Here is a 12603-nt window from a genome sequence, read left to right on the forward strand (position 1 = left end):
GTGATCGTCAGCACCATCAACGTCAATGGCATCCGCGCCGCGGTCAAGCACCGCTCCGCCGACAACCTCGGCCTGCTGCCCTGGCTGGCCCAGACCCCCGCCGATGTGGTGTGCCTGCAGGAGACCCGCGCTGACGACGAACAGCTGGCCCAGGCCCTGGCGCCCGCGCTCGACGACTGCTGGCACCTGGCGTCTGCCGAACCTCATCTGAAGGGCCGTAACGGCGTGGCGGTGCTGAGCCGCCACCCGTTCCAGGCCGTGCGGATCGGCGTCGGGGTCGACGAGTTCGCCGAGCACGGCCGCTACCTGGAAGTCGACATCGACGACCTGACCGTCGCCAGTGTCTACGTCCAGACCGGTGAAGCCGAGACGCCGCGGCAGCTGGAGAAGGAACGATTCATGGTGGCGTTGGCCAAGCGCATGGCCGAGCTCAGCGGCACCGGCCGCGACGCCGTGATCTGCGGCGACTGGAACATCGCCCACACCGAGAACGACATCAAGGCCTGGAAGGCAAACGTCAAGAAATCCGGGTTCCTGCCGAGTGAGCGGCAGTGGCTGTCCGAACTGCTCGACAGCGGCTGGGTGGACGTCGTGCGTCAGGCGCATCCCGGCGTTGCGGGGCCGTACGCGTGGTGGTCGTGGCGCGGTAAGGCGTTCGACAACGATGCGGGGTGGCGCATCGACTATCAGTTGGCCACCCAGAAGCTGGCCGCGCGCGTCGCCACCGTCACCACGGAACGGCCGGAGGCCTACGCGCTGCGCTGGTCTGACCATTGCCCGGTGACCGTCGAATACTCCTGATCACGGCCGTGACAAGATCGACCCATCATGAGTGACTCCAGCAGTGCGCGCCAGGTCGTGTTCTCCGGCGCGCAACCCACATCCGATTCGCTGCACCTCGGCAACGCGCTGGGCGCGGTCAAGCAATGGGTGGCGCTGCAGGAGGGTTACGACGCCTACTTCTGCGTCGTCGACCTGCATGCCATCACCATCGCCCAGGATCCCGCGGTGCTGCGCAAGCGCACGCTGGCCACCGCCGCGCAGTACCTGGCACTGGGTGTCGACCCTGCGCGCGCCACCGTCTTCGTGCAGAGCCATGTACCGGCGCACACCGAATTGGCTTGGGCGCTCGGATGTTTCACCGGTTTCGGGCAAGCCTCGCGAATGACGCAGTTCAAGGACAAGTCCCAGAAGGAGGGGGCCGACGCCACCACGGTGGGGTTGTTCACCTATCCGGTGCTGATGGCCGCCGACATCCTCCTGTACGACACCAATCTGGTGCCGGTGGGCGAGGATCAGCGTCAGCACCTCGAGTTGTCCCGGGACGTGGCGCAGCGGTTCAATGCGCGATTCCCCGACACCTTCGTGGTGCCCGAGGCCATGATCCCCAAGGCGACCGCCAAGATCTACGACCTGCAGGACCCGACCGCCAAGATGAGCAAGTCGGCGGCCACCGACGCAGGTCTGATCAGCCTGCTCGACGACCCGGCCAAGACCGCCAAGAAGATTCGTTCGGCGGTCACCGACAGTGAGCGCGAGATCCGGTTCGATCGGGAGGCCAAGGCGGGGGTGTCGAACCTGCTGACCATCCAGTCGGCGGTCACCGGGGCCGACATCGACGCGTTGGTGGCCGGTTACGACGGCCGCGGCTACGGCGACCTGAAGAAAGACACCGCCGAAGCGGTGGTGGAGTTCGTCACGCCCATCAAGACGCGCGTCGACGAACTACTCGCCGACCAATCCGAGCTGGAGTCGATCCTGGCCGCCGGCGCCGACCGCGCTCGTGAAGTGTCTGCGACGACGTTGCAACGGGTATACGACCAGCTAGGTTTTCTTCCGCGACGACCCTGACGACGACCGTGGTCTACCCAGGAGGCAGAGATGACGGCGCCGACCGACGACAAAGAAGCCTCCGACGAGGACCAGAAACCCGGGATCCTGGACCGGTATCGGGCGCGGTGGCACTGGTTCGACCACGTCATGCTGGCGCAGGAGCGTTACACCAACTCCAAGGGTGACTTCTACGCCGCCGGCATCACCTACTTCACCATCTTCGCCCTGTTCCCGCTGCTGATGGTCGGCTTTGCTATCACCGGCTTCATCCTGGCCAGCCGGCCCGACCTGATGGCCGAAGTGGAGGCCTGGATCCGGTCGACGATCACCGGCGACATGGGCGAACAGGTCGTCACGCTGATGGACTCCGCGATCGAGTCGCGCACCACCGTCGGTGTCATCGGTCTGGCCACCGCGGCGTGGGCGGGGCTGAGCTGGATCGGCAATCTGCGCGAGGCCCTGAGCCAGATGTGGGGGCGGTTCCGCGACGAGCCCGACGGCTTCGTCCGCACCAAGATCTCCGACCTGCTGGCGTTGGTGTCGGTGTTCGCGGCGATCCTGCTGACCTTCGCACTCTCCGCGCTGAGCAGCGGCGGCACGATGCGAACCGTCCTCGGCTTCTTCGGCATCCGTGACGTGCCGGGGCTCGGGGTGGCGCTGCAGGCAGCGTCGCTGGTGATGTCGGTGGTGGTGTCCTGGCTGTTGTTCACCTCGATGATCGCCCGGTTGCCGCGGGAGTCCATCAGTTTTCGCAGCAGTATCCGGGCCGGGCTGATCGCCGCTGTGGGGTTCGAGGTCTTCAAGCAGGTGGCGTCGATCTATCTGGCGTCCGTGGTCACCGGACCCGCCGGCGCGACGTTCGGTCCGGTGCTCGGTCTGATGGTGTTCGCCTACATCACCGCGAGGCTGCTGCTGTTCGCCACGGCATGGGCGGCCACGTCGAAAGACAACCTGCGGGAAGACATCGTGGCGCCACCGGAGCCGGCCGTCATCAACACCAGGGTGATCACGCGGCCCGGTATCGGGCCGCTGCAGACGGTTGCCGCGGTAGCGGCGGGAGCCGTTGGCGTGCTGGGGCTTTCGAGGTTCAGGCGGGGCCAGAACGGCGATTGACGGCGCGTGCCGCCATGATCAGAGCGAAGACCACGACGGTGCCGACCACGCCGACGCCCACCCGCACCGGTACGGCGTCGGCCGCCGGGATGATGGTGGCAGCTTGTGCGGCCGCCGCGGCGGCGATGTCGTCGGTCGGCTTGTCCTTGGGCAGCAGCGACGGGTCCGGATCCACCAGCTCGCCCACCTTGGTGCCCTGCGGCAGGCTGAAGCCGTAGTCGAGCAGGCGGGCGGCCTGTTCCCACGGAGCGATCGGCTGGCGGGTGCCCTTCAACAGCACCGCGATCAGGCGGCGGCCGTCGCGTTCGGCGCCGCCGACGAAGGTCTGCCCGGCGTCATCGGTGTAGCCGGTCTTGCCGCCCAGAGCGCCGGGGTAGTTGTAGAGCAGCTTCACGTCGTTGACCACCTCGTACGGCGGATTGCCGTCCCGGCCCGGGAAATCGAAGGACTGCGTCCGCACGATGTCGGTGAATGTCTGGTTCTGCCAGGCGTAGCGGTAGAACAGCGCGAGGTCGTAGGCCGAGGTGCTCATGCCGGGACCGTCCAGCCCCGACGGGGTGGCCGCCCGGGTGTCGCGGCCGCCGAGCTTGCTGGCCAGGGTGTTGAGCTTGCCCAGCGCGGTGTCCCAGCCGCCGAGCTGCATGGCCAGCGCGTGCGCAGCGTCGTTGCCGGAGTGCATCATCAGGCCGTGCAGCAGGTCGTTGACGGTGTAGAAGCCGCCGGGGCCCACACCCACCTTGGTGCCTTCGGCATTGGCGTCGTCCTGGGTGCCGGGCACCTGCTTGTTGAGGTTGAGTTCCTGGAGCGACGCCAGCGCGGTCAACACTTTGATGACGCTGGCGGGGCGGTGGCGGCCGTGCGGGTCGCGCGCGGCGATCACGTCGCCGGTGTCCATGTCGGCGACCAGCCAGGCCTCCGCGGAGACATCCCCGGGAACCGGGGGAGTGTCGGGGGCGGCGACGATGCCGCAGCCGCCGAGGGCGTCGCCGCCCACCGGCTTCGCGGGGACCGCCAGTGGTGCCGGGGTGGGGTCGCCGGGCTTGGGTACTTCGGAGGCGTCCACCGCAGGGGGAGTGGTGACGCGGTAAGGGCAGGCGTCCGGCGCCGGCTCGGCGTGCGCGAGTGCGGGGCTGCTCAGCATCAGCAGGGCCGCCGCCAATGCGGCGGCGTGCCGGATCAGAGGTCGTGTGGTGCCCATCGAGTTGGAGATTAGGCGACGGGCGGCGGGTTTGAGCGATGGCGCGCTGTGACTGGTGTGATCGATGTTGTTTCTGGGGCTTGTTTTGATCCGCAGACACCCGAGGGCGGGAACTCCGTGGAATTCCCGCCCTCGAGTGCTTCTGCTGTGACGATCTACATGCGCGCCGAGGCCTCCGTCAGCACGTTGCGCAGGATGTCGTAGATCGCGTCGAACTCTTTCTGCCCGGAGATCAGCGGCGGCGCGAGCTGCACCACTGGGTCGCCACGATCGTCGGCGCGGCAGTACAAGCCGGCCTCCCACAGCGCCGGCGTCAGGAACCCGCGCAGCAGCCGCTCGCTCTCCTCGTCGTTGAACGTCTCCTTGGTGGCCTTGTCCTTGACGAGCTCGATTCCGTAGAAGTAGCCCTCGCCGCGGACGTCACCCACGATCGGCAGGTCGTAGAGCTGTTCGAGAGTGGCCTTGAACGCCGGGGCGTTCTGCTTCACCCGGTCGTTGAGGCCCTCGCGCTCGAAGATGTCGAGGTTGGCCAGCGCCACCGCCGCTGAGACCGGATGCCCGCCGAAGGTGTAGCCGTGGCCGAAAACCGTTGAGCCGTCGTTGAACGGTTCGAACAGCCGGTCGCTGGCAATCATCGCGCCGATGGGCGAGTAGCCCGAGGTGAGCCCCTTGGCGCAGGTGATGATGTCCGGTACGTAGTCGAAGTCGCTGCACGCGAACATCGACCCGATGCGGCCGTAGGCGCAGATGACCTCGTCGGAGACCAGCAGCACGTCGTACTCGTCGCAGATCTCGCGGACCCGCTCGAAGTATCCCGGCGGCGGCGGGAAGCAGCCACCGGCGTTCTGCACCGGCTCGAGGAACACCGCGGCCACGGTGTCGGGGCCCTCGAACTCGATGGCCTCGGCGATGCGGTCGGCGCAGTACTGGCCGAACGCCTTTTCGTCGTGGGCGAATTGGGCCGGCGCGCGGTAGAAGTTGGTGTTCGGTGCGCGGAAGCCACCCGGGGTCAGCGGCTCGAACGGAGCCTTGAACGCCGGGATGCCGGTGATGGCGAGTGCGCCCTGCGGCGTGCCGTGGTAGGCGATCGAACGCGAAACCACCTTGTGCTTGCCGGGTTTGCCGGTCAGCTTGAAGAACTGCTTGGCCAGTTTCCAGGCACTCTCGACGGCCTCGCCGCCGCCGGTGGTGAAGAACACCCGGTTCAGATCACCTGGCGCGTAGCCGGCGATACGGGCAGCCAGTTCGACGGCCGTCGGCGTGGCGTAGGACCAGAGCGGGAAGAAGGCCAGCTGTTCGGCCTGCTTGGCGGCGGCTTCGGCCAGCTCGGCGCGGCCGTGGCCGGCTTGCACCACGAACAGCCCGCTCAGGCCGTCGATGTACTGCTTGCCCTTGTCGTCGTAGATGTGTACACCTTCGCCGCGGGTGATGATCGGCGGGGTGATCCCCTTGCCGTGGCGGGCGAAGTGTCCCCAGAGGTGGCGGTCGGCCTTGGCCGACAGATCACCCGCCTGGGCTTGATCAGTATCAGAGATGATTGTCATCGCGTACCCCAATTGTATTGCTGTTTAACGAGTTTCAGATAGACCAACGTTTCGGTGGATATCACCCCTGGGACGGCGCGGATTTGTGTGTTGAGCAGGGCCAGCAGGTCGTCGTCGTCTTCGCAGACCACTTCGACGATGGCGTCGAACGAGCCCGCGGTCAGAACGACGTAGTCGACGGAGGGGATCCTGGACAGCTCGTCGGCCACCTTGAGGGTGTCCCCGGTGCATTTGATGCCGATCATCGCTTGGCGGGCGAATCCGAGCTGCATCGGGTCGGTGACGGCCACGATCTGCATCACGCCGGCATCGACCAGTCGCTGCACCCGTTGCCGGACGGCTGCCTCGGACAATCCGACAGCCTTGCCGATTCCGGCATAGGATCGACGGCCATCCTGTTGAAGGTTCTCGATGATGGCCTTGGACAGTTCGTCCAGTTGCATGGCCGGTATGGGGGCGCCCGCGCGAACATGCCCGGGGCCGGCTCCTCCCGCTTCGCGCATGTCCCTGATTGTGCACGGATTCAGTTGCCCGAAGCAACTAATACGGAGAATATCCTCAGTCTGATTGCCGACGGCCGCAGGAATACGTAGACAGACGCTGGTTTGAGCACGGGCGTTCGGTTACCGTGGCACCCATGACAAGCGTCTCGCAGAAAGTGGCTTCCAGCTGGATCGACGGTGCTGCGGTCAGCACCAGCGGGCCGCTGCACCGGGTGATCAATCCGGCCGACGGCGAAAGCGTGGCCGAGTTGGCGCTGGCCACCACCGCAGACGTCGATGCCGCAGTGTCCTGCGCGCGCCGGGCCTTGAAGGGATGGAAGTCGGTCACCCCCGCGGAACGGTCGGCGGTGCTGGCCAAGCTGGCCGAACTGGTGGAGGCCAATGCCGAGGTCTTCATTGCCGAGGAGGTCAGCCAGACCGGCAAGCCCGTCCGCCTGGCCCGCGAGTTCGACGTGCCGGGCAGCATCGACAACATCGCGTTCTTTGCCGGTGCGGCAAGGCATTTGGAGGGCAAGGCGACTGCCGAATACTCCGGCGATCACACCTCGAGCATCCGCCGGGAGGCCGTCGGCGTGGTCGCGACCATCACGCCGTGGAACTACCCCCTGCAGATGGCCGTCTGGAAGGTCATTCCGGCTCTGGCCGCCGGGTGCAGCGTGGTGATCAAGCCTGCCGAGCTCACGCCGTTGACCACATTGACGCTGGCTCGCATCGCCACCGAGGCGGGTCTGCCTGACGGGGTGCTCAACGTCGTCACCGGTGCCGGCCACGACGTGGGCACCGCCTTGGCGGGGCATCGCGACGTCGACGTGGTGACGTTCACCGGGTCCACCGCGGTGGGTCGGAAGGTGATGGCCGCGGCGGCGGTGCACGGGCACCGCACGCAGCTCGAACTCGGTGGCAAGGCGCCGTTCGTGGTGTTCGACGACGCCGACCTCGACGCCGCCATCCAAGGGGCGGTGGCGGCATCGCTGATCAATTCCGGTCAGGACTGCACCGCGGCCACCCGGGCCATCGTGGCTCGTGACCTCTACGACGACTTCGTGGCCGGGGTGGGTGAGGTCATGGACAAGTTGGTGGTCGGGGACCCGCAGGATCCCGACACCGATCTGGGCCCGCTGATCTCCACCGCCCACCGGGCGAAGGTGGCCGGGATGGTGGAACGTGCCCCCGGACAGGGTGGCCGGATCGTCAGCGGTGGGGTGGCGCCGGACCTGCCGGGTGCGTTCTACCGGCCCACGCTTGTTGCCGACGTCGACGAGAACTCCGAGATCTATCGGGACGAGGTGTTCGGGCCGGTGCTGACCGTGCGGTCGTTCACCGACGACGATGACGCACTGCGTCAGGCCAACGACACCGAATACGGTTTGGCTGCCTCGGCGTGGACCCGCGACGTGTACCGGGCGCAGCGCGCCAGCCGGGAGATCAATGCCGGGTGTGTGTGGATCAACGACCACATCCCGATCATCAGCGAGATGCCGCACGGCGGGGTGGGCGCTTCCGGCTTCGGCAAGGACATGAGCGATTACTCCTTCGAGGAGTACCTGACCATCAAGCACGTGATGAGCGACATCACCGCGGTGGCCGACAAGGCATGGCACCGAACCATTTTCGCCAAGCGGTAGTACCACCCCGTTCCGGGAGCGGTCACACTCGCCCGTTTCGTGCCGGAACGGGCGAGCTGTTCGCGCGTCCCGGTTGCAGCAGGCCGGTCCGGATGGGCGCATGGCTGTGACCGGGAGCACATCGGGGGCCGATTGTGATCCAGGTCTTGCCCAGCGGGCGTGTTCGTCCTAGTATTGCGTCCAGAGCGAACAAAATGTTCGCTGAGATGTAAATTCCAGATCACTTCTGCCGAACGGATCATTCGGATGGATGCGGGGACGCGGAGTCTCGGGACGGCCACGGAGTCTTCCGACGCAGATACCGGCGCGCGGATTCGCGAATTCCGTCAGGCCCGGAAGATGCGGTTGCGTGAGCTCGCCGGACGCGCGGGCATCTCACCGGGATTCCTCAGCCAGGTCGAGCGCGGGCAGGCCAACCCGAGTGTGGGCACCCTGCGCAAACTCGCCGAAGAGCTCGGGATCACCCTGCCCGATCTGTTCACCGATCAACAGGCCAACGACGTGCGGATCCTGCGCAAGGCTGCGCGGCCCGTCATCGAGGTGTCGGACTTCAGCGCCAAATATCTGTTGTCGCAGAAGCCCCTTCGCAACCTCGAGGTGTATGCGGCGGAGTTCGCACCCGGCGCAACCGCGGGGGAGGCCTACGTGCACGGCGACGTCCAGGAGATCCTGATCGCCGTCGTGGGCAGCCCCACGCTGGAACTCGACGGCTCCACCTACCAACTGCACGCCGGTGACAGCGCCGAGTACCGCACGTCCATCCCGCACACCGTCCACAATCTCAGCGACTCCCCGGTCGAGTTGCTCTGGATCGTCAGCCCACCCACCAACTGAGTTTTCGTCCATCCGCCCCGAAGGAGACCCCATGACCCCCTCAACGCGTTCCCGCCGCGTACCGGTCGCGCTGGCCGCGGCCGCCGCCATCACCGCCCTGACGGCGGCGTGCTCCTCCTCCGGGCCCGCGCCGGCCGCCGATGTCGATCTCGGAAGCGGGCCGCCGCAGGCCGGAACAGTCAAAGCCGGTGCACTGGAGGGCGTTACGCTCACCTTCGTCTCCTACGGCGGGATCTTCCAGGAGGGGCAGACCAAGGCTGCCCTGGAACCGTTCGCCAAGGAATCCGGCGCGACCATCCTGCAAGACGGTCCGACGGAGAACTCCAAGATCAAGGCGCAGGTGGACTCCGGCGCGGTCACCTGGGACGTCGTCGACACCACGAACGTGTTCTCCGCCAAGAACTGTGGCGAGCTGTTCCTGCCGATCGATACCAGCATCGTCGACACCAGCAAGATCCCCGAGGGTGCGCAAACGGATGAATGCTCGGTTCCGGCAATGGGTTACGGCCTGATCGTCGTCTACAACACCGAAAAATACGGCGCCAACCCGCCCAAGACGTGGGCTGATTTTTACGACACCACCAAGTTCCCCGGCAAGCGCGGCATGCAGGGCATCTCCGGTGAGCTGGATCCCGGGGTGTTCGAGGGCGCACTGCTGGCAGACGGGGTCGCCCCCGACGCGGTGTACCCGATCGACGCGGAACGCGCGCTCAACAAGATGTCCAGCATCCGCGATGACTTCGTGTTCTGGACCACCGGCGCACAGGCACAACAGCTCATCGAAGCCGGCCAGGTCGACATGGCACTGGTCTGGAGCGGGCGTGCGTACTCGGCGGTGAAGAACGGCGCGCCGTTCGCCCCGATGTGGGACCAGTGGATGCCGGAGGCGGACACCATTGCGGTTCCCAAGGGCGCGAAGAACCCCAAAGCCTCCATGGCACTGATCAACTACTACCTCGGCGCACAACAGCAGGCGAAGCTGACCGAGTTGACCTCCTACAGCCCGATCAACGTCGATGCCAAGCCGCAACTCGACGAGCTCGCCCAGTCGTATCTGACCACCTCGCCGGAACGGCTCGCGGACCGCTTCCCGATCGATCTGCCGTGGTGGTCGGAGAACCAGGACGCCATGATCACGGCGTACACCGACTGGCTGGCCGGCTGAGGCTGATCCGTCATGTCGATGGTGGAGGTTCTCTCCGGGGGTGCGGCGCCCGCGAGCCGAGCGACGGTCGCCGGCGGCGGCCCGTCCGGGCGTCGCGGGGCCATGGCGTTGCTCCTGCCGGCGATCATTCTGGTGGTCGGGGTGTTCGCGCTCCCGCTCGTGGTGATGGTGTGGCGAGCCTTCAGCGATCCGGTACTCGGGTTCGAGAACTTCCAGTGGTACCTCGGAGATGCCGTGCAGCGGGAGGTTCTGCTGCGGACTTTCACCACCGGCATCGAGGTGACGGTCATCTGCCTGTTGCTCGGTTATCCCTACGCCTACGCGATGGTGGCGTTCGGGCCGAAGGTACGCATCCTGCTCACATTGATTGTCCTGGTGCCGTTTTGGACCAGCCTCATGGTGCGCACCTTCGCGTGGGTGATCCTGCTGCAGGACGGCGGGCCCATCCAGCAACTGCTGTCGCTCGTCGGCCTGGGTGATGTCCAGTTGATCCGAACCAATCTCGGCGTGGTGATCGGTATGAGCCAGATCCTGTTGCCGTTCATGGTGTTGCCGCTGTATGCGGTGATGGCCGGCATCGACCGGAGACTGATCCTGGCCTCCTCCAGCCTGGGCGCGCGACCGGCTGTGTCATTCTTCCGGATCTGGCTTCCCTTGTCCCTGCCGGGAATCGGTGCGGGCTGCCTCATGGCTTTCATCAGCAGCCTCGGCTTCTATGTGACACCGGCCCTGCTGGGTGCACCTGACAACGCGCTCATCAGTCAGCAGATCTACGCGCAGGTCACCAGCCTGCTGGCGTGGGGCCGGGCCGGCGCCATGGGGGTGGTCCTGCTGCTCATCACGCTCCTGGTGCTGGTGGTGTTGATGTACCTGTTGCGGCGCAGTCGAAAGGAGCGGACAGCATGACCCGCAGAGTCAACGCGCTGTGGCGCGCATTGCTGATGCTGTTCTGCGCGGCAGTGTCCCTCTGGCTGATCGCCCCGTCGCTGATCGTCATCCCGTTGAGTTTCACCGACAAGCCGTCCTTCGCCTTCCCGCCGACCGGTTGGTCCGGCAGGTGGTACTCCACGTTCTTCAGCGACCCGACCTGGATGGCGGCCCTGCAGGCCAGCCTTCGCGTCGGGGTTCTGGTCACCATCGTCGCCACGGTCGCCGGGACGGCAGCGGCGGTGGCGTTGAGCCGCAACGTGATTCCCGGCGTACAGGGCATCAGGGCAATCCTGCTGGCTCCCATGATCGTTCCCGTGATCGTGGTCGCCATCGGGCTCTACGCGGTGTTCCTGCGGCTGAACCTGCTCGGGACGACCTTCGGATTCGTCGCAGCGCACAGCGTGCTGGCACTGCCGTTCGTCATCATCCCGGTGATGGCCAGCCTGCAGGGGTTCGACCGGCGCCTGGAGGATGCCGCGGCGATCTGCGGGGCAAGTCGGTGGTCTACGTTCCGGACGGTCACCTTGCCCCTGGTGGCGCCGGGTGTGCTGTCCGGCGCGTTGTTCGCCTTCGCGACGAGTTTCGACGAAGTGGTGTTGTCACTGTTCATCCAGAGCCCCTACCTGCAGACCCTGCCGGTCAAGATGTACGCGTCGGTCACCCGGGACACCGACCCCACGATCGCCGCCGCGGCCACCCTGATCCTTGCCCTGACGACGGGCCTGACCGTCATCGCGGGCATCTACACCAGTTGGAGAAATCGTGCCCACTGACAAGGCGCCGCACGGCGCCTCGATCGCCATGCGCGGACTCACCAAGAAGTACGGCTCGGTGACCGCCGTCGACTCCATCGATCTCGATGCGCAGCCTGGTGAGTTCCTCACCCTGCTGGGTCCGAGCGGCTCGGGGAAGACGACGACGCTGAACATGATCGCCGGCTTCGTCGACGTCACCGCGGGGGAGCTGCTGGTCGACGGCCGCCCGGTGGCCGACCTTCCGCCGTCCCGGCGCAACATCGGCATGGTGTTCCAGCATTACGCCCTCTTCCCGCACATGTCGGTCTCCGACAACGTCGAATACCCGCTGCGGCAACGGAAAGTACCGAAGGCGCAAAGGCGCAAGAAGGTCGCCGACGCCCTCGAGACCGTGGGCCTGGAGAAGTTCGGCAAGCGCACGCCCAAGGAGCTCTCGGGCGGTCAGCAGCAGCGGGTGGCGCTGGCCAGGGCCATGGTCTATGACCCCCGGGTGCTGCTGATGGATGAACCCCTGGGGGCGTTGGACAAGAAGCTACGCGACTCACTGCAGCTCGAGATCAAGCGAATCCACGGTGAACTCGGCACCACCTTCGTCTACGTGACCCACGACCAGGACGAGGCGCTGGTGTTGTCGGACCGCATCGCGGTGTTCAACAACGCCCGGATCGAGCAGATCGGGACTCCCCATGAGCTCTACGAGCACCCGGCGAGTGTCTTCGTGGCGCGGTTCCTCGGTGAGTCATCGCTGTTCTACGGTTCCGCCGAGAATGCCGGAGAGGTCAACAGCTTCGGCAACCGCATTGTTGCCACCCGGGGCCAAGCCGCTCGCGGAGCAGCCGTCGCCGTGGTGGTTCGCCCCGAGCGGATCACCATCACGCCCGACGGCGACCGCCCCAACGGCGTGAATGCCGTGCCGGGCACCGTGATCCAGGACATCTACTTCGGAAGTTCCCGCAAAGTGGAGGTGCGGGTCGACGACGGAACCACTGTCTTGGTGCGAGAGAGCGCCGGGAACATCACTCGGGTGGAGCCGGGACAACAGATCTGGTTGACGTTCGCCCCGGAGAACGCGACGGTGCTGCCCGCCGACACGGTCTAGATCA

At 66.3% G+C, this 12603-nt stretch carries 12 protein-coding genes; 9 read left to right on the forward strand and 3 right to left on the reverse strand.

What is annotated here, in order from left to right:
• The 3 genes from AC3A6P_RS09610 to yhjD are packed head-to-tail and all read left to right on the forward strand — an operon-like array spanning position 1 to position 2946.
• Positions 1-801, forward strand: a complete 801-nt coding sequence (locus AC3A6P_RS09610) for an exodeoxyribonuclease III (protein ID WP_487691087.1) — start codon at positions 1-3, stop codon at positions 799-801.
• Between the two features lie 27 nt (positions 802-828).
• Positions 829-1851: a tryptophan--tRNA ligase gene (gene trpS / locus AC3A6P_RS09615; protein ID WP_487691089.1), complete on the forward strand. Its 1023-nt coding sequence runs from the start codon at positions 829-831 to the stop codon at positions 1849-1851.
• A gap of 30 nt (positions 1852-1881) precedes the next feature.
• Entirely contained in the window at positions 1882-2946 is a 1065-nt protein-coding gene (yhjD, locus tag AC3A6P_RS09620; RefSeq protein WP_487691091.1) for an inner membrane protein YhjD, read from the forward strand.
• Here yhjD and AC3A6P_RS09625 read toward each other — a convergent pair.
• The 3 genes from AC3A6P_RS09625 to AC3A6P_RS09635 form a co-directional block, all read right to left on the reverse strand.
• Positions 2921-4144: a D-alanyl-D-alanine carboxypeptidase family protein gene (locus AC3A6P_RS09625; protein WP_487691092.1), complete on the reverse strand. Its 1224-nt coding sequence runs from the start codon at positions 4142-4144 to the stop codon at positions 2921-2923. The two genes, yhjD and AC3A6P_RS09625, sit on opposite strands and share 26 nt — an antisense overlap.
• Before the next feature lie 155 nt (positions 4145-4299).
• The gene (locus tag AC3A6P_RS09630; RefSeq protein WP_487691094.1) at positions 4300-5688 is read right to left on the reverse strand and encodes an aspartate aminotransferase family protein; all 1389 of its coding nucleotides are present in this window, start codon (positions 5686-5688) and stop codon (positions 4300-4302) included.
• Positions 5685-6191 carry an Lrp/AsnC family transcriptional regulator gene (locus AC3A6P_RS09635; protein WP_487691096.1) on the reverse strand — a complete coding sequence of 169 codons (507 nt, stop codon included), beginning with the start codon at positions 6189-6191 and terminating at the stop codon, positions 5685-5687. The genes AC3A6P_RS09630 and AC3A6P_RS09635 overlap by 4 nt, the downstream gene beginning before the upstream one ends.
• Positions 6192-6325: 134 nt before the next feature.
• Between AC3A6P_RS09635 and AC3A6P_RS09640 the strand changes: the two genes are divergently transcribed.
• From AC3A6P_RS09640 to AC3A6P_RS09665, 6 genes are all read left to right on the forward strand, one after another.
• Positions 6326-7816 (forward strand): gamma-aminobutyraldehyde dehydrogenase, encoded by a 1491-nt coding sequence (locus tag AC3A6P_RS09640; RefSeq protein ID WP_487691098.1) that lies wholly within the window; start codon positions 6326-6328, stop codon positions 7814-7816.
• A gap of 246 nt (positions 7817-8062) precedes the next feature.
• Entirely contained in the window at positions 8063-8650 is a 588-nt protein-coding gene (locus AC3A6P_RS09645; protein WP_487691100.1) for a helix-turn-helix domain-containing protein, read from the forward strand.
• Between the two features lie 31 nt (positions 8651-8681).
• The gene (locus AC3A6P_RS09650) at positions 8682-9815 is read left to right on the forward strand and encodes an ABC transporter substrate-binding protein (protein ID WP_487691102.1); all 1134 of its coding nucleotides are present in this window, start codon (positions 8682-8684) and stop codon (positions 9813-9815) included.
• A gap of 12 nt (positions 9816-9827) precedes the next feature.
• A complete protein-coding gene (locus AC3A6P_RS09655) occupies positions 9828-10721 on the forward strand; it encodes an ABC transporter permease (RefSeq protein ID WP_487691104.1) in 894 nt (297 codons plus the stop codon).
• Positions 10718-11518, forward strand: coding sequence for an ABC transporter permease (locus AC3A6P_RS09660; protein WP_487691106.1), 801 nt, complete (start codon positions 10718-10720; stop codon positions 11516-11518). The genes AC3A6P_RS09655 and AC3A6P_RS09660 overlap by 4 nt, the downstream gene beginning before the upstream one ends.
• Positions 11508-12599, forward strand: coding sequence for an ABC transporter ATP-binding protein (locus AC3A6P_RS09665; protein WP_487691108.1), 1092 nt, complete (start codon positions 11508-11510; stop codon positions 12597-12599). The genes AC3A6P_RS09660 and AC3A6P_RS09665 overlap by 11 nt, the downstream gene beginning before the upstream one ends.
• Positions 12600-12603 lie beyond the last annotated feature (4 nt).

Source organism: Mycobacterium sp. Soil_C_30, assembly GCF_057656995.1.